The sequence below is a fragment of the Photobacterium malacitanum genome (assembly GCF_900185615.1).
Lineage (GTDB): Bacteria > Pseudomonadota > Gammaproteobacteria > Enterobacterales > Vibrionaceae > Photobacterium > Photobacterium malacitanum.
Genome location: NZ_FYAK01000001.1, coordinates 491,661 through 510,626 on the forward strand (window position 1 = coordinate 491,661; position 18,966 = coordinate 510,626).

Genomic DNA, 18,966 nt, shown 5'->3' on the forward strand with positions numbered 1-18,966 from the left:
TTTCTATTTCATGGCTTTATTGAGTCAATACGCGCATGCTGAATCAGCCAATAAAGTGCGTGTTGGTGATGTTATTAGTATTATTTTGCCCGGAGAAGAATCACTTAATAAGACATATCAAGTCAATAAACAAGGAAGGATCATTCTACCTGAAGTCGGGCCGCTCACTGTTGCAGGAAAAACCGAAAGACAGATGGTAGCAATGATTACAATGAGCTTAAAAAGTGTAATGCAAGATCTTAATCACTTAAGGGTTTTTATTAGTAAACGGCAACTGATTATTAATATTCAAGGTTATGTTAATCAGCCTGGTGAGTATATTATTGCCGACACTGACTCGGTGCAACTGGCACTTTATGCTGCAGGCGGACTACGGCCAGGGGCACAGCTCAATCGCTTGCAACTGCGCCGTGGTGATACAGTAACAACATTTAATTATAAATCATTTTTAGACTCTGGTGATCTATCAAAATTACCGACCTTGCAGTCCCTCGATACTCTATTTATTCCAGCATCAGCAATGATTGGTAATATTGAACAGAAATTTGATACTGCTAAATTAGCCCAAGCTGGTGATGCTGCTGATGATAAAAATGCTGTCAAAGTATTTGGTGAAGTGCACGAGCCTGGTACGTTTTCCTATAATGATGATGCCTCTATCGTGCATGTTTTAATGCGTGCAGGCGGTGTCACTCGTTATGCAACTGTTGAGCAAATCAGAGTTATTTCTAATAATGAACCGCGTACTTTTAATCTAAAAAAATACTTAGACTCAGGTGACGAAACCTTGTTACCAAAGCTGTATCCAGGTTCAACCATTTTTATTCCTAAACAACAAGAAGAGATTAAATTTGGTGCCAATATTGTCTACGTAATGGGAGAAGTCGCAGAACCCGGCGCATATGAAGGTAAAAAAGGCGCAAGTTTTATGAGTATTCTTGCCAACGCAGGAGGCCCAACTCGCTTTGCAGAATCTCGTCAAATTCGAATCATAAAATCGCATGGCGAAGTAATTAATTTTGACCTCTCTGGGTATACCGAAGGAACTAATTATCAAGCTCCACCATTAATTGAATCTGGCGATGCTATCTTTGTTCCTGAAAAAACAGATATGAATGAGAAGTCATGGTTAAAAATAGCACCGCATCGTGCTGTGCGAGTGCTTGGTGAAGTAGAAGATCCTGGCCGCATAGAATGGTCTGATGAAATGTCATTTCTTGACTTACTTGCCCATGTAGGTGGACCAACTGTACGTGCAGATACCGCGAACATTGAAGTTGTTACACCAGATGCAAACGGCAAAAACCATGTTTATATTTTTGATCTTGATAGTTTTATGCTTGAAGGTAAAGCTGAATCCACACTGCCAATCATTCGTGCTGGTGCCACTATAAGAGTGCGCGATCTGCCTCTTGATCCAACCGATAATAAATCCCAGTGGGTACGTCAAACATCAGACAGCTCTATTTATGTTTTTGGACAAGTTAATTCAGGTGGTCGCTATCGCTTCACTAATAATCTTCACTTTTTAGATATCCTTGCTGCAGCTGACGGTCCTACTATCAATGCCGATTTACATAATATTCGTATTACTCACCGTAACCAAAAATATTCAAAAGTATCAAAATTAGATCTCGCTCTTTATTTTGAGACCGGCGATGAATCATTATTACCTATAGTAAAAACAGGTGATTCAATCTATATTCCAGAAAAAAATCGTACTTGGATAGATGAAACCAATGAGTCAACCATTCGCATGTTAGGCGCGGTCCATAAACCTGGACGCTATCGCTTTAATGACTCAATGACAATACTAGATGTTTTAGCAAAAGCCGGGGGAACAACAAACAATGCCTACCCAGAAAAAATCAGTATTATTAATAACTCCCGCCATCAGGGCCAAGCCCGTACTTTTGATTTGATTAAATTTAGTCGCACTGGTGATTATCGACTACTGCCAGTACTTAGAGCTGGAGACACCGTTTATGTACCAAACAAAGATGAAAGTATTCTTGCTAATATTCGCTTAGGTTTCAAAGATATATTCCAAGTACTTGCGACAATTGCTCTCATTGGAGCGTTGTAATGAAGATCCCTTCATACCAAATGGAAATTGAGGATATTTTTTTATTCTTAGAGCAACAAAATCACCATTCAATATGTATTACTGCTAGTAATCCGCAAGAAGGAGTGACTTCTATTGCACAAGCGATCACTGAACGGCACTTATTAGCTGGTTACCGCACCCTGCTTGTTGATCTTAACTTTCAAAATCCAAGTTTAATTCCATTAGCTGAACTAACAAATAAATCAAGTTCAGACCAACATTTAAATTCATATTTAACCTATGATGCCCATAATAAAGTCGGCCTATTAGGCACATCACTGATGAACAATAAAGCCGATATTATTGAATTACGCCAACCTCATAACTTAAAACTGAAAATTGCTGCATGGTTATTAGAGTTTGATAAAATTATTATTGACGCATCGCCACTTTCTCAATCTACATTACATAATATTCCCGCACATACGGTTGCAAGTTGCTGTGATGGTACTATTCTTATCGTACTTTCTGGTCAAACACAGCAAAATGAGATCAAAGATGCAATAGAAAAACTAACAGCCCACAATGCTCATCTGATTGGATTAGTATTTAACGATAAACTTCAACCTCATATTAAAGATGAGATTTGTCGTGAAATAAAACGTTGTACTTTCTTACCAGAAAAAATAACAACCAAGCTCATCCACTTTATACAACACAATCGGTTCTTATCTATTTTGGTGTAAAATGAAAAATTCCATTCTTCTTTTTAAAAGCACTCAACCCTCAACATTAGAATCGGTTCGAATATTACGTCAATCATTATCAAAAATCCTCGATCATCTTGATATAAAAGCAGATATAAAACAATATTGCCTGCTATGTTGCTCTGAGTGGTGCACAAATATCATTCAACACTCAACCCCTGCCAGTAATGAAATTAGTGTGAGCTTGAGGAAATCTAAAAATAAATGGCTATTAGTTATCCAAGACTCTGGTGGTCCATGGAATCCTTTGGTTCAGCAGCCTGCGTTCAATATTAATAAAAATATATTAAAAGGTGGTGGTTATGGACTTCATATCATCAATACGCTTGCAGATAAAACCTATTATCAATCATTACCGACACACAATATTTTTACTATTGTTTGGGAGCGCGACACTCACCGTATAAAACCTCATATATTATTGGTTGAAGACCAAAAATCACAAAGAGAACTGTTTCATTCTTATATAAAGGAGATATTTACAGTCAGCTTAGTGAGTAATGGCAAACAAGCATTAGCCTTTTTAAAAACCGAGACTGTTGACTTAATTATTTCCGATATTCAAATGCCTGAAATGAATGGTATAGAGTTACGGCAGCAGCTAGAAAAGATAAAATCCTTTTCCATACCTTTTATTTTTTTATCTCAATCAGAAGATGAGACTGTTCTTAATAATGCCGTAAATTTAGGCATTGATGACTATTTAAAAAAACCCATACAGAAAGAACAATTACTTAATTCAATACACCGTGTATTAGCGCGTTTCAATCAAGTTTTCCATGCAATATCACAGCAGGTTAATCAAAAAATAACCCATACTTTACTGCCTCAAATTAATTTAAATTCAAAACATTGGCAGCTTGCTTTTCAACAACGTAATACCGGCCGCGGAGGGGGTGATTTTGTACTATCAACCCGTAATAACGGTGTCACACAATTACTCATTGCTGATGTGATGGGCCATGATGAAAGTGCAAAATTTTTTTCTTATGCTTACGCTGGTTATATTCGAGGATTAATGCAAAATACTAACATTACTAAACCTGCAAAATTACTCACTAAATTATCCGATAATGCCTATAGAGATCAGTTGCTTTCACAAACAATGCTTACTGGTTGCTGCCTTAGTTTTCTTAATTCAAATACGATTACATTAAGTTGTGCTGGACACCCTTACCCAATACACATTCATCATAAAAAGCTTTGTCCAATTAAAGTTGAAGGGACATTGCCAGGATTATTACCTCATACTGAATATGAAAGTTCATCTATTACTTTCAAAAAAAATGAACGGCTTGTACTAGTAACTGATGGCTTGTTTGAATCTGGTAATACCATTACCGAACGTGAAACATTAGAACGAGCAATCAAAAAACATTTGATTATGACAGCCAATCTACCCCTTAATGTTGCACTTGAAAAAATAATGCAAGTTTTTGACTCTTTAGCTGGTACTCCGCCGAATGATGATGCTTTGCTATTAATAATTGAAAAAAAATAACCGCCTACATTACTATTTAAAAAATATTTATCATATATATTTATAATAAACCTCGACTATAACTGCATTAAATCAGTATATTATTAACCCATTATTCTAAAAACAGCTATAATAAATAATACGATAAATATCAATATATTATAGTAATCTTAAGTCATCATAAGTTCATTTTTTTATTACCCATAATATTGGGTTATTAATCGTATAAAGTAGGATAAAAATAACACTAAAATTAACAATAAATAAAAATTAGTCGTTAAATTTCTCGATAAACAGGATGTTATTATGCTACAAAAAGTACTTTTAGTAGAAGACTCAACATCATTAGCCGTTCTTTATAAGCAATATGTAAAAGATGAGCCCTACGAATTCTTTCATGTTACAACTGGTGAAGACGCAAAAAATTTTATTGTCAAAAATCCACCACAACTGATTATTTTAGACCTCAAACTTCCAGATATATCAGGTGCAGAGATCTTACAATGGATTCGAGAACAAAATATTCCAACAGCAGTGATCATTGCGACAGCCCATGGCACGATTGATATCGCTGTCTCGCTTATTCAAAGTGGTGCTAATGATTTCTTAGAAAAACCCATTCAAGCAGAGAGGCTTAAAACTTCAATTAAAAACCATTTAGCGCACAACAAACTTGAAGGGTTAGTCGAAGATATTCAAAATGACTTCAATCGTAATAAATATCAAGGTTTTATAGGTTCTAGTTTACCAATGCAAGCTGTCTATAAAATAATTGATGCTGTTGCACCAACTAACGCTAGCGTATTTATTTCAGGAGAAAGCGGCACTGGTAAAGAAGTCTGTGCAGAAGCTATTCACTATAAAAGTAAGCGTTATAATAAACCATTTATAGCGATTAACTGTGGCGCTATACCTCGAGATTTAATGGAAAGTGAAATTTTTGGCCATCTAAAAGGCGCTTTCACTGGCGCCACAACAGATCGAAAAGGCGCAGCTATGTTAGCAAACGGAGGCACACTTTTTTTAGACGAACTGTGTGAAATGGAGTTAGATATGCAAAAAAAATTACTCCGTTTTCTGCAAACTGGGCGCTTTACGCCTCTTGGTGGCAGTAAAGAAATATCAACAGATCTTCGCATAATTTGTGCAACGAATCGTGATCCGCTAATTGAACTTAACGAAAAACGGTTTCGTGAAGATCTCTATTATCGTGTTAATGTAGTCCCAATTCAAATGCCACCACTGCGAGATAGAGGGACTGATATTCTTGATATCGCCCGTTTCTTTTTAAAGAAATTCGCAAAGCAAGATCATAAAAAATTTACTGCGATCAAACGTAATGTTGAATTAAAACTCAACCATTATTCATGGCCAGGTAATGTACGGCAATTACAAAATATTATCCGTAATATTGTTGTACTTCACAATGATACCCATATTCTAATGGAACATCTTCCTGAGCCGCTCAATAGCTTTAAAGCTGCTATTAAAAACACTGAAAATCAGCATATAAAAACAAACAATATTACGCCTATCAAACCGATTACAAATACAGAACCACCATTGCCAACAACATCTGCTACTAACACCAATGATAAAAAAACAATTAACACTCACCTTATTCGACCAATGGCAGATATTGAACGTGAGGCCATTGAAAATGCAATTGATTATTGCGAAGGAAATGTGCTAAATGCTGCAGTTCTACTTGAGTTAAGCCCATCGACGTTATACAGAAAAAAACAAGTTTGGGATACCTATGAAGAGTCAGATTAAGCCTGTACGTATTTGGCTAGTAATTGATAGTAAAGATGTTGGAGGAATTGAATCGCATATTCTACAACTGGCTAAAGGTCTAAGGCGAATGCAGCAAGAGGTTACAATCATTTTTTTATGCCGTTATTACAAACAACATCCTTTGATCTCTTTATGTGACCAGAACCAAATCAGTTATCAGTTTTTATCAGGTTCAATAAGTTCATTACTGCAACACACCTTAAAAAATTCCCCTGATGTCATTCATTCTCATGGCTATAAAGCAGCTATTTATTGTCGTTTAATACGGTTAAGCCTGTTGCTTTCCTCTGTTAAAATACGATTTATAAATACCTTTCATGCTGGCGAGATCCCCACTGGAAAAGTAAAACTGTATGATGCAATTGATCGCTGGAGCGCTTGCCTCAATCACGCTAACTTAGCGGTAAGTGACGCTATAAAACACCGTATCCCGTTTAAAACAGAGCTCATCAATAATTTTATTGATACTGAATCACTCCCCCTTTCTCATGGTAAACAAATTGCTTTTGTTGGCCGATTAAGCACAGAAAAAGCCCCTGAACGATTTGTCGATCTTGCTCGATGTTTGCCGCAATTCTCTTTCCACATTTATGGTGATGGTCCTTTAGCCTCGATATTGCGTCAACAAGCACCTATAAACTTGCAATTTCATGGTCAACAACAATCAATGGATCCTATATGGCAACAAATTGGTTTATTGGTCATTTGTTCTCGTTATGAAGGCTTACCCATGGTTGCTCTTGAGGCTATGGGGCGTGGTATTCCACTTATTTCTACCCCTGTTGGTAATATCCACCAGCTTATTCAATCTAATATAAATGGTTGGATCATTGAACCATCTCAACTCGTTGCTGCTATTACTCACTGGTCTCAACTAAGCCAATCACATCGAAAACAAATACAACAAATGGCTCGACGTATGATTAAACAGCATTACTCAACCCATGTTGTCATACCGCGTTTACTATCATTTTATAATCACTAATTTTATTCTCAATTTAAGAATAAGAAATAAAGTCACCGACATTAATAAAAAAAACTATAATTTCAATAGGCTACAACATAAAATATTGGCATTCCTTTTGCTTGATTTATATTCATATTTTAGTGAATTTATATCAATATACGAGAGGATCTCATGACTGACGATCACCACATCTTTGTTTTTGACCCTATTTGCTATGCTGGCGGTTCTAAATTCGCTACTCGTGAAGTGTTAAAGCTTATTAACTCACGTAAAAATCGCTTAACCATCTTAACCTCAGATCCTCAATCGTGGCCAATAGCGCAAGCCAATATAATATCGTTATCTTACCCATCATGGCTGTCTATTAGCGATGTCGGCAAAGGCTATTGGTTAAGGCAGATCTATTTTTGTTGGTGGATTTTATATAGCCGCTATCTCTATGGCTCAATACAGGTTGCCGTTGGTGCATCTTGCCCTGGTAACGATATGCCGATTTACTTATTAAAATGGTTGCTAAGATACAAAATTGCCCAATTCATTCACGGTAATATTAGTATTTCACGTTCATGTGGTTTGTGCTTATATCAAGCTGACAATGTGTTTTATTTGCACAGTGCTTACGCTTCAATTAACGCAGTAATACAACATCGGTGGCGCAAGCTGAAACCCAATATTCGCGATCAAAAATGCCAGCAATTACTATCATCAAGTCATTTTTTACCCTTTATAAATGGCATCGCAAAAAAACAATCGCCCACGTTGTGTCAGTACCATACACCAACATTATTTTGGGCTGCTTCATTATTGAAGTGGAAAGGACTTGATTTGTTACTAGAGGTCATAAAAGAAACGCCTGTAAATCACCGTTTACCTGCGAATATCTGCTACCTTGTACCTCAAAATACCACACTACCGATTACAGTTGCTCCCCAAGCGATTGAATCGATCCATTGGCACCAACAACCTGAGTCAATCGATAGTATTCGTGCACAAAGTAATATCTTCATTTCAACCAGTGACAAAGAACCTTTTGGACTATCGATTTTAGAAGCTTTATTTGCTGGTATGTGTGTCATTATTCCCAAAGATGGTGCTTTTTGGGATACCCAATTAACACACCAAAAAAACTGTTTAAAATATATTCCTCATGATAGTCAATCGTTACAACAGCAAATAAATTATATCAGCCATTCGCCTCACCAACTTGCGGTTTTAGGCTCTGAAGCCGCGTTGTTGTCACAAGATTATCAAGCAGAAAAATGTTATGCCGATATTGTCTCTATCCTTTGTCAACACGCTTCAAGAACGACATAAGTTACCAATATGCATATATGGCCTTTATCGACGCCACTCAAAAATATCGTCCTTTATGGTACTAGTATTGTACTTATGAAAGGGGTGTCACTTATTATGCTGCCTTATATTGCGACTCATTTACCACAATCTGAATTAGGCCGTTTAGAGACTCTTTCTACCATTGCCGTTATTATCAGCATTATTTTTGGCTTATCTTTACATGAAGCATTATACCGTTTTTCTGGTACAGCTAAAAAAATTCAGCAACACCAAATTACCGCAGATATCTTTATTATTAGCATCATAATTGCTGCAATAGCTTTACCTATTATTTGGATAATATGCCCTCTATTAAGTCAACTTAACCAATTACAAACCTCATCATTAGAACTTAAACTATTATTGCTACCACTTGCCTTTGAAGCCGTCGTCATGGTTGTTTTATCAGCATTAAGAATGCAGGAAAAGGCACGACTTTTTTTTTATCTCACTACCGGCAGAGCCCTACTCCATGCGCTGCTAACGATGATCGTTCTGCATTATGGTTTTGGTATACAAGCTGTTCTTTTAGCGGGATTTATTAGCGCAATTTTACAAACTTTAGTGATCATCTGCTTACAATATCAGGCAAATAAAAAAGCCCAGGTTAATTATCACGTTAGTTTTTATGTGACCAAAAAATATTTGTCTTATTGTTTACCATTGATGTTCAGCGGTTTGATTATATTTGGTCTCAATGGCTTAGAGCGCTGGTTATTAGTCTATTATGTTTCATTCAATGAGATTGCACTGTACGCCGTTGCTTTTAAATTTGCTTTAATTTTAGTGCTCTTAATGCAACCATTTGGCATGTGGTGGATGCCGAAACGATTTCAATATTTATCCAATAATGGCATAAAGGTAACCACTCAAATCACTCACATCAGTATTGTCTTACTCTGTGGTCTAACAATCTGCGTATGCTTTTTTTCACCTTATTTCATTGATATGTTTATGCCCGATAACTACCACTCAGCAAAAGATCTGGTTGTTATTTTAGTGATCATCTTTGCGATTAGAGAGCTTAATGAGTTGATTAATATGGGGGCATTAATAAAACAAGAAACAAAAAAATTATTGATAATTAATAGTATTGCGACGGTCATTGGAGTAGTACTCATTATTATATTAGCGCCAATATATAAAATTAACGGTGTGCTTGGTGCATTAATGATTGCACAAAGTATTAGAACATTAACCACCTACTGGTTATCTCAACGGTGTTTACACTTTCCTTTTGCAGTAAAAAGAATCACTGTTTTATTTACAATAACAATCCTCGCTATTGGATTAAGCCAACTGAAACAAACACTGATATTTTACTTATTAAGTGCTGTTTTATCGCTTTTAATTTTATTAAGCTACGCTTTTTTGAGTCAGTTAATTAGCTTTTCTCGTCTAAATAACTCAAAAAAACTAACAGGAGATAATGATGTTATCTAATCATACTCCACCTAAAGCACTACCATCATATTGGCTTATAACATTATTGGTTTCATTAATTATCGGAATAATATGGTATTTCCTACCTCACCCTGTTTTTATTATTGTTATTGGCATCATTCCGATAGCTGCATACTATAGTTTAAATAATCCATTTTTTATTGTATTACTATTTATTCTATTTTCATTTTTTCGACTACATGAAGTATTTCCTTTTTTGTATGATTTCAAAATCCCTAAATATTTATCGATAATTTCGTTGGCTGCATTTATATGGCAAATATTTATTCAACGTAATATTCAGCTTTTTTGGTGCCGTGAGTTTACATTAATTACCACATTTCTGATGATTATTATGATCGGTATTGTATTTGCTGTAGACCGCCCGCTCGCCTTTGAAAGCTTCAAAAATACCTATTGGAAAATCATTATCATGACATTTGCCATTGCGATTTTAATTCAAAGATCTCGACAATTGACGCTGACCTTACAAGCAATAATTTTCTCTGGAATGGTTGTCGCTATTACTGCTATTTATAATAGAATTGAAGGTATTGGGCTCGTTGAAGGCACACGTACAACAATCGGTCGAGATCTTGGTTCCATGCTTGGTGATCCAAATGATTTAGCATTAGTACTTATGTTTCCGATCTCTTTTTCAATTGCACTACTACTGACACCACAATTATCATGGTTGTACCGTTTATTAGGCCTTATCTCAACGATTCTGTTATTTATTGCAGTAATTATGACTCAAAGCCGTGGTGGGCTGTTAGGGATCATCGCAGTATTTGGCATCTACGGTATGCAACGTGTTAAATCAAAACTGTTATTAGTTAGTTGTAGTGCCGTTATTGGTATTATGCTTTTTTCCCTTGCCGGTATCGCAGACAGAACCTCTGGTGGTAGTGCTGAAGCAGGAATTGATGCATCATCAATGGGGCGCTTATACGCATGGCAAGCTGCTTTTTATATGGCACTTGAACATCCTTTATCAGGGGTTGGCCTAAGTAATTTTTATCCTAATTACTTCTTTTTTAGTACTTACTGGGATGGAATTAATCATGCCGTTCACAGCACTTGGTTTTCTGTATTAGCAGAAACAGGTTTTATAGGCTTAGCTATTTTTATTAGCCTAATTGTTGTGCTGATTAAAAATATCAAACGTACCTTAGATAATTTAAAAACTCATAAAAATAAAGTTAACCCAATAATTTACGCTAGCGCGCAAGGTGTCTATGCTGGCCTTATTGGCACCATAGTATCAGGCACCTTTCTAACCCAAGGTTTTACCTGGCCAATTTATATTCTAGCGGCATTGGTTATTGCAATTAGCAACATATCAAAACAAGCATTATGCAAAATAAATAGTTAAATATTATTCTCAATTTGAGAAGCATGTAATCTTTTAAAATAACAACTTGATAATATTAAAAAAAATTTTGGCACAGTCTATGTAAGTATAAAGACAGCATATAAAGAAAGGCAGAGCGATGATGTATTTATTTTCTTTTGCTCAATGTAAAAAATGGCTTAAAAACAGTCAGCATCCATCTGCTATGGCTTTGATCCGCTTGTTCTCAATCATACGATGTTTTGAGTTACCTTTGCCTAAATGGTGTCAATCTACACTCTATTCTCTCCATCGAACTTTGACTTCATTATGGGGTTATTTCAGTCATTGCTTTTATTATCTTCCAGCCTTTAAAGGACGTTTACATCATTATGGTAAACGAACACTACTGGATAATGGCTTACCTTTTTTTAGTGGCCCACTCGTTATGAGCATTGGCAATGATTGTCGAATATCTGGTAAAACAACGTTTTCAGGCCGTACTGACTCTACCAATCCGACACTCACCATTGGTGATAATGTTGATATAGGCTGGCAGACAACCATTGCTGTTGGCGACAAGATCATTATTGGTAATAACGTCCGCATTGCCAGTCAAGGCTTCCTTTGCGGCTATCCTGGGCATCCCATTGATCCTCATTTACGAGCACAAGGATTAGCAGATCTACCACAACAAATTGGCTCAATTATTCTAGAAGATGATGTTTGGGTATGCACGCGAGTCAGTATTCTAGGCAATGTCACCATTGGGAGCAGGTCCATTATTGCCACAGGCAGCGTGGTTACACAAAGCTTTCCGCCTGATACCTTAATTGCAGGTAATCCCGCTAAAGCGATAAAAACACTCACCTTTCACTCTTCATCAACACACAGTGAGGACACATCATGAAACATGATCTCATTGTTTTTGCAGAAGACTGGGGACAATTACCATCAAGCACTCAACACTTGATTAAGCGCCTCACGCCCAATCGAAAAATCATCTGGGTAAATTCTATTGGCTTGCGTAAGCCACAGTTTAGCTTGCATGATATAAAACGCATATATAATAAACTCATCCAACCTAAAACAGTGTCGACATTTTCTACATCAACAGCACCGTTTCAAACCATTACTCTAAAGACTATTCCGGCTCCTAAAACTAAACTTGCTCGCTGGATAGCTAAAAAACTCATTTGTTACCAATTAGCCCCTATTTTAAAACAAGCTCAGCTACATCAACCCATTTTATGGACATCATTACCAACAGTGGCTGATTTGTGTGGAGCGCTCGGTGAATATGGCGTTATATATTATTGTGGTGATGATTTTAATGCATTAACCGGAGTTGACCATGCGACTGTGAGCCAGCATGAAACAAAATTAGTCGCGAAAGCTGACCTTGTGCTTGCTGCTAGTATGGCCTTGTATAACAAGTTTCCTCCGCACAAAACCCGTTATTTGCCTCACGGTGTCGATTTTCAGCTATTTAACCATTCAGCTTCTCGTGCACATGATTTACCCAATAATAATCGTCCGACAGCTGGCTTTTATGGCAGTTTGTCGCACTGGCTCGACTATGATTTACTGAATAATATTATTGCTAATAACCCCGATTGGAATTTTGTTTTCATCGGAAAAAAGATGTTCAATAAATCACCTTTTTTTAATCATAATAATCTTTATTTGCTAGGTGAAAAACCCCATAAAACGCTGCCGCAATATAGCCAGCATTGGCAAGTAAGCCTGTTACCTTTTATTGATAACGCCCAAATAAGATCTTGTAATCCTCTAAAACTATTAGAATATTTAGCAACAGGTACGCCAATAATCAGCACTCCGTTTACTGCCGTTATTCCTTATAAATCAGTTGTTAATCTTGCTCAAAACGCAACTGAATTTAGTATGAACTTACAATCAATAAAAACCGCTTGGTATAATACTCAAACAGCAGACACTATTGAAAAAAACAAACGTTTACAACAGATTGCATTAAGTAAACAACAAACATGGGATATAAAAGCACAGCAACTTGAACAATGGCTAGATCTACTATGATTTCATTAAGCCAGCGTTTTTTTATTATATTAACCTCAGCATGGCGACGACGCTATATGATAGTGATCCCTATTATTATCATGCCTTTTATTGGATTGTTCATTGCTAAATTATCACCTAAACTTTATGAGTCGCATACCAGCATGCTGATTCAAGAAACAGCAAAGATGAACCCTTTTTTAGAAGATCTTGCCGTTTCAACAATGCTAAAAGAACGTCTGAGTGCATTACAAACCTTACTTCACAGTCGCCATATTTTGGGCCTAGTCGCGAAAGAAAGAGGTATTATTCATTCTTCTATGTCACCACAAGCTATTGATAACGCAATTGTTAAATTATCTAAAAGCCTTACTGTTAGAATGGCAGGTAAAGATCTTATCCGTATAGATTACCGTTCAGACAACCCTGAAAATATGAAAACGACATTAGAGACTGTCAGTTACTATTTCATCGAGCAATTATTAGCACCAGAACGATCTTCAATGACCGATTCGAGTAAGTTCTTGGCTGAGAATATTGAATTTAGACGTCAAGAACTTGATATCGCGGAAAATGAATTAGTCGATTTCAAAAATAAAGAAAACACGACGCATCCAGAAATGCAGATATCCAGTTTAGATCGTTTAGCAAAGCTCAAACAGCGATTATATGAACGTCAAGCTGAACTTGCTGGCGCAAAAAAACGTTTAGGCTCGATAGATCTACAATTATCAAAAACCAATCCTGTCATTGGTAAATTAGAAGAGCAAATCATCACTATTCGAGCAGAACTTACCTTATTGCAAGCCAAATACACACCTAAGCACAGTCAGATTCAAGGTCGATTACGTAATTTAAAACGCTTACAAAAAGAGCGCGCTCGGCTATTATCCCAAAAGCCAGCAGGCCTAAGTACAGAACAATTATGGGATATTGCCAGTAGTAATAGTGTTAATGATATATCGAAATCACCACCTATTTTATTATCTCAACTTGAAGAATTACAAGAAGCGACAGCAAAGGTTGATGCCTTAGAAGAAGAGACTCGTGTATTAACAGTTATCATTTCTGAAATAGAAACTAAAGTCGCCCGTTTTAGCCAGAATGAGAAACAACTCGCACAATTACAACGAGACTTAACCTCAAAACGAGAATTATATAACGATCTTATCAATCGTTTCGAAATGGCAAAATTAACGCGATCACTAGGAGTATTTGAACAAGAAAAACGTATTAAGGTTATCGATCGCCCTTATACACCGACCAGCCCATCAAACTTACCATCTTACTTTTTTGCCATTGCAGGCCTTCTTGGAGGGATTGGTTTAGGCGCTGGATTAGCCTTTTTAGCTGAAATTTGTGACACCAGTATTCGCCGCAAAGATCAAATAGCGATGTTGAGTACTATTCCCATATTAAGCCGAATACCAAAGCAACCACACACTACAAACAACAGCTAATAATTTCTTTGCTCTGCATTCAATTCGCTATTAATCGTTCTCTATTATATTCATTCTCATTCTGACAATTATATTCCATATAAAATAACATATTGAATATATGTAGTTTTTAAATGGCACAATTCCTGCATATTATAAATTAATCATAAGGAGTGTGGAATGAAAACCATTATTCATGTTGTACAACATTTATCTCCAGGTGGATTGGAAACAATGGTCTTAAATATGTTGTCGTTTAGTGATCCTCACTATCGCGTTTTTATCTGCAGCATGGAAGGTACTTCACAACATATTGTCGCGAGTTGGCGTCAATTACTTCCTTTTAAACACCAAATTATTGGCTTGAACAAACCACAAGGCATATCATTATCAACCATTAAAAAGCTGCGCGCGGTTTTTAGTGACTATCAAGTAGATATTGTTCACTCACACCACATTGGCCCTTTACTCTATACTAGTTGCGCACTTCAACATCATCACCACCGAATAAAGCATATTCATACTGAACACGATGCTTGGCACTTAAATAGTTATAAGCACCGCTTTATACATTACTTTGCGTTGCAGTTATCTAACCCAACAGTCGTCGCTGATGCCGATTTTGTTTGTCAAAAAATACATAAAATATTTAAAAGCTACCCTATTTATACTATAAAAAATGGTATCAATCCGTCTCGATTCACCGTCGGCAATAAACTTCACGCTCGCGACAAACTATCGCTACAACTGCCTACAAGTAGTATTGTTATTGGCAATGCAGCTCGCTTAGAAACGGTTAAAGGACAACGCCATTTAATCGAAGCTTTACAATTATTACCCTCTCATTTTCATTTATTACTTGCAGGCTCTGGATCTACGCTCTCTGAATTACAACAATTAGTACACCAGTATAAACTTGAGCATCGTGTCCATTTTCTCGGTCATGTTGATGATATGCCAACGTTTTATCAAGCACTTGATCTGTTTTGCTTACCCTCTAATAACGAAGGTTTTCCGCTTTCGACTCTTGAAGCTCAAGCCTGTGGTATACCCTGCGTCGCCAATAATGTTGGCGGAGTCAGTGAAACACTCAGTGCTGATAGCCTATTGGTTAATGATAATACTGCTGTCACGCTATCTAACGCTATTCAATCGATTCAATATCATGGTGTTCGTCATGATGCCCGAAACTTCATTCTTAAACATAACCATGCTCAAACAATGACCAAAGCTTATGAACAACTTTATTTCTCAGGAGAAAATATATGACCACCTTTCTCTATATAATGACATCAGTTAGTATCATTGCTGTCATTTATCACCATGCGCTGTATCCGATATTATTAAGTTGGTTTGCTAAACGTCATCCACAAAAACCGTTAGCGCCGACGCCAAGAAAATTTTCAAAAAGCAGTCAAGATTGTACATTACCCACTGTGACCATCATTATTCCAGCCTATAACGAAGCCCAGTGGATTGCTGAAAAAATACGAAATATCTCCTATCTTGATTACCCAACCGACAAGCTAAAGGTCATTATTATTTGCGACGGCTGTAGCGATAATACGGTTGAAATTGCCAACAATACCATTCAAGAAGCCTTATGTTCCGATACCCATATTGAAATTTTTTCCCTGCTAAAAAATAAAGGCAAAGTCGCTGTTCTCAATCAATTTATACCGCAATACGATAGCGATATAATTGCACTGAGTGATGTTTCTGCATTAATTTCCTATGATGCTTTATTAATCGCAGCTAAACACTTTGAAAACAGCGAGATAGGAGTAGTGAACGCAACTTATCGCTTGTTGACACCAAGCTCTGTAGGTGAAAGACAATATTGGGATTATCAGACTAAAATTAAACAACAAGAAGCGACTCTTGGTGATAGTTTAGGTGCTCACGGTGCATTTTATCTCTTTAGAAGTGCGCTGTTTGTACCTTTAGATAAAGATACGATTAACGATGATTTCATTTTACCGATGAGCATTGTCGAGCAAGGTCACCATGCTATTTATGATCCAACCATTTGCGCAGTAGAGCTTGATTATGTCGACCTCCGAGATGATTTTTCTCGACGTTTACGTATTTCAGCCGGAAATTTTCAACAACTTGTACGTTTATTTGGTTTATTTAATCCTAAATATAAAGGTACTGCTTTTACATTTATGTCAGGTAAAGGACTGCGGATTACCATGCCTTATTTTATGCTAATGGCATACATTGGATCATGGCTTTTAATCAGCTCGCCGTTGTTTCTTGTCGCTTTCATTTGCCAAACATTAGGCTATATTATGAGCATACTTGGCATTATTCTTCCCCGTATATTTTCACATAAAATTTTCCATGTATTGGCCTATCTTGTTGCTGGGCATACAGCGAATTTTATAGGCGGAATAAATTATATTTTCCGAAAATTAACAGGGCCATTAAATCGTGTGCATAAATAATATCAAAATGACAATTTTCGGTTCCTCTTGCAAAACAAAACCCATCCACATTGATCGATCAATAATGATCGCTAAGCGAGTGTTTGATCTTTGCTTAACATTGGTGATGTTAGTTATTGTATTGCCTTTTTTTCCTTTAATCGCCGCAGCCATTAAGCTGAACTCCAAAGGTGATGTTTTTTATCGTCAGTTGCGGGTAGGTAAAGCAACAGCGGATAAAATTCACATTTTTGAAATGATAAAATTCAGAAGCATGCAACAAGACGCGGAGAGTCACACCGGAGCTATTCTTGCGAGTAAAGAAGATCAACGTGTCACCGCAGTCGGACGTTTCTTACGCCGCACCCGTCTTGATGAATTACCGCAACTGTTTAATGTTTTACGTGGTGATATGTCGTTAGTTGGCCCACGTCCAGAACGGCCTTCTTTTTATCAGCAATTAGAGTGTGAAATTCCTTATTTTAGCGAGCGAACTTACGGTGTTTTACCCGGAATCACTGGTCTAGCCCAAATAAATCAAGGCTATGACACCTGTATTGATGATGTACGCTCCAAAGTCGGTTTTGATCATAGCTATGCATTATCACTCAACTCATTCTCAAGTTGGATCAAAACCGATCTTTATATTCTCCTTGTCACAATAAAAGTCGTGTTCTCGAGTCAAGGACAATAACGATAATAAGAATATGTAACAACCCGTAACATAACCTCGTTCAATAGACTTTTTTCCGTATAATCACGCTATCTTTCCTTACTCTGTGGATAATGCATTGGAACTATTGGCTATCGATTTTTTAGGTAAGCCGCTGCGACTTGAAGGCTCAATGGCTGGATGGCAACAATTATTTTGGGACAATACACTTGTTTCTCAAATTGCAGCAGCACCAACCGATACTGATCAATTTATACATCAATTTGAACTGTCAAATAATGAGCGAACCATTCAGTGCCAACTTAATGGCAGCTTAACTTGGCAGCCATTTTTAATTCAATATCAAGCCAGTGCCGACCAGCAAGTCATAGCGCAAGGTGAGAGAAACAATAAAGATATTGAACGCCAACAACCACAACAGCCAATCAAAGCAGAAAAGAGATTCAGTTTAATTGGGCTGGTTTCTTTAGGGATGAAAGCCCTTAAAAGCGCTAAATTAATTAAAGTTGTATTAGCATCAGCAAGTTTAGCCGCATATTCATGGCTATTTTCTATTCAATTTGCATTAGCACTACTGGCCTGTTTAGTGTTTCATGAATATGGCCATATTCGCGCTATGAAATATTTTGGCATGAAAACCAAAGGCATCTACTTAATTCCTTTTTTGGGTGGCTTAGCATTAAGTGATGAAAAAATTAACACGCGTTGGCAAGATGTGGTGATTTCAATCATGGGACCAGCATTTGGGTTGATTATGTCGCTAGCTAGCATGATTGCCTACTGGATCACTGGTGAAATGTTTTTTGCGGGTTTAGCTGTGTTTAATGCGCTACTTAACCTATTTAATTTATTGCCTATTTTACCTCTCGATGGGGGTCATATTCTAAAAAGCATTAGTTTTTCAATGAACAGTAAAATTGGTATTATTGCTTGTGCATTAGCTGCGGTTGCTGGCGTCATTTTAAGCTATCGCTTAGGGCTAACATTATTTGGTTTTCTACTGATTATGGGCAGTGTAGAAATTATCTTTGAATGGCGACAGCGCCACCAAAGTCATCTATTACCTTTAGATCGCTATGGTCAGATTTTCTCTACGGTATGGTATGTCAGCCTCGTTGCTGCTTTTGTTGGAATTATTGCGTATTTTGCAAGCCTTGGTGATAGTTTACTTAGTCTACCGCTACAAATACTGGGCACTTAACTAACCATCAAATTAAGA

At 36.9% G+C, this 18,966-nt stretch carries 15 protein-coding genes; all 15 read left to right on the forward strand.

The genetic code is table 11. The features are described from left to right. The first annotated feature begins 10 nt into the window (after positions 1-10). The 15 genes from PMAL9190_RS02175 to PMAL9190_RS02245 all read left to right on the forward strand — a co-directional run bounded on the left by PMAL9190_RS02175 (position 11) and on the right by PMAL9190_RS02245 (position 18,948). A complete protein-coding gene (locus PMAL9190_RS02175) occupies positions 11-2,086 on the forward strand; it encodes an SLBB domain-containing protein (RefSeq protein ID WP_087843718.1) in 2,076 nt (691 codons plus the stop codon). Beyond that, a complete protein-coding gene (locus PMAL9190_RS02180) occupies positions 2,086-2,793 on the forward strand; it encodes a CpsD/CapB family tyrosine-protein kinase (protein WP_087843719.1) in 708 nt (235 codons plus the stop codon). Before PMAL9190_RS02175 ends, PMAL9190_RS02180 begins: the two co-directional genes overlap by 1 nt. Position 2,794: 1 nt before the next feature. Beyond that, complete coding sequence (locus tag PMAL9190_RS02185) at positions 2,795-4,315, forward strand: SpoIIE family protein phosphatase (RefSeq protein ID WP_087843720.1); 1,521 nt, start codon at positions 2,795-2,797, stop codon at positions 4,313-4,315. Positions 4,316-4,600: 285 nt separating this feature from the next. Further along, positions 4,601-6,070 (forward strand): sigma-54-dependent transcriptional regulator, encoded by a 1,470-nt coding sequence (locus PMAL9190_RS02190; protein WP_087843721.1) that lies wholly within the window; start codon positions 4,601-4,603, stop codon positions 6,068-6,070. Beyond that, positions 6,054-7,076 (forward strand): glycosyltransferase family 4 protein, encoded by a 1,023-nt coding sequence (locus PMAL9190_RS02195; protein ID WP_087843722.1) that lies wholly within the window; start codon positions 6,054-6,056, stop codon positions 7,074-7,076. Before PMAL9190_RS02190 ends, PMAL9190_RS02195 begins: the two co-directional genes overlap by 17 nt. Before the next feature lie 153 nt (positions 7,077-7,229). Further along, on the forward strand, positions 7,230-8,372 hold the full coding sequence (locus tag PMAL9190_RS02200) for a glycosyltransferase (RefSeq protein ID WP_087843723.1): 1,143 nt from the start codon (positions 7,230-7,232) through the stop codon (positions 8,370-8,372). A gap of 9 nt (positions 8,373-8,381) precedes the next feature. Beyond that, positions 8,382-9,836, forward strand: coding sequence for a lipopolysaccharide biosynthesis protein (locus PMAL9190_RS02205; RefSeq protein WP_087843724.1), 1,455 nt, complete (start codon positions 8,382-8,384; stop codon positions 9,834-9,836). Further along, positions 9,826-11,211 carry an O-antigen ligase family protein gene (locus PMAL9190_RS02210; RefSeq protein WP_087843725.1) on the forward strand — a complete coding sequence of 462 codons (1,386 nt, stop codon included), beginning with the start codon at positions 9,826-9,828 and terminating at the stop codon, positions 11,209-11,211. Before PMAL9190_RS02205 ends, PMAL9190_RS02210 begins: the two co-directional genes overlap by 11 nt. Before the next feature lie 121 nt (positions 11,212-11,332). Continuing rightward, complete coding sequence (locus tag PMAL9190_RS02215) at positions 11,333-12,079, forward strand: acyltransferase (protein ID WP_087843726.1); 747 nt, start codon at positions 11,333-11,335, stop codon at positions 12,077-12,079. Next, on the forward strand, positions 12,076-13,227 hold the full coding sequence (locus PMAL9190_RS02220; protein ID WP_087843727.1) for a glycosyltransferase family protein: 1,152 nt from the start codon (positions 12,076-12,078) through the stop codon (positions 13,225-13,227). The genes PMAL9190_RS02215 and PMAL9190_RS02220 overlap by 4 nt, the downstream gene beginning before the upstream one ends. Further along, entirely contained in the window at positions 13,224-14,666 is a 1,443-nt protein-coding gene (locus tag PMAL9190_RS02225) for a GumC family protein (RefSeq protein WP_087843728.1), read from the forward strand. Before PMAL9190_RS02220 ends, PMAL9190_RS02225 begins: the two co-directional genes overlap by 4 nt. Positions 14,667-14,825: 159 nt before the next feature. Next, a complete protein-coding gene (locus tag PMAL9190_RS02230; protein WP_087843729.1) occupies positions 14,826-15,914 on the forward strand; it encodes a glycosyltransferase in 1,089 nt (362 codons plus the stop codon). Next, the gene (locus PMAL9190_RS02235; RefSeq protein WP_087843730.1) at positions 15,911-17,095 is read left to right on the forward strand and encodes a glycosyltransferase family 2 protein; all 1,185 of its coding nucleotides are present in this window, start codon (positions 15,911-15,913) and stop codon (positions 17,093-17,095) included. Before PMAL9190_RS02230 ends, PMAL9190_RS02235 begins: the two co-directional genes overlap by 4 nt. 64 nt (positions 17,096-17,159) lie before the next feature. Further along, the gene (locus tag PMAL9190_RS02240; RefSeq protein ID WP_235004264.1) at positions 17,160-17,768 is read left to right on the forward strand and encodes a sugar transferase; all 609 of its coding nucleotides are present in this window, start codon (positions 17,160-17,162) and stop codon (positions 17,766-17,768) included. A gap of 97 nt (positions 17,769-17,865) precedes the next feature. Beyond that, positions 17,866-18,948 (forward strand): site-2 protease family protein, encoded by a 1,083-nt coding sequence (locus tag PMAL9190_RS02245; RefSeq protein WP_087843732.1) that lies wholly within the window; start codon positions 17,866-17,868, stop codon positions 18,946-18,948. Positions 18,949-18,966: the final 18 nt, after the last annotated feature.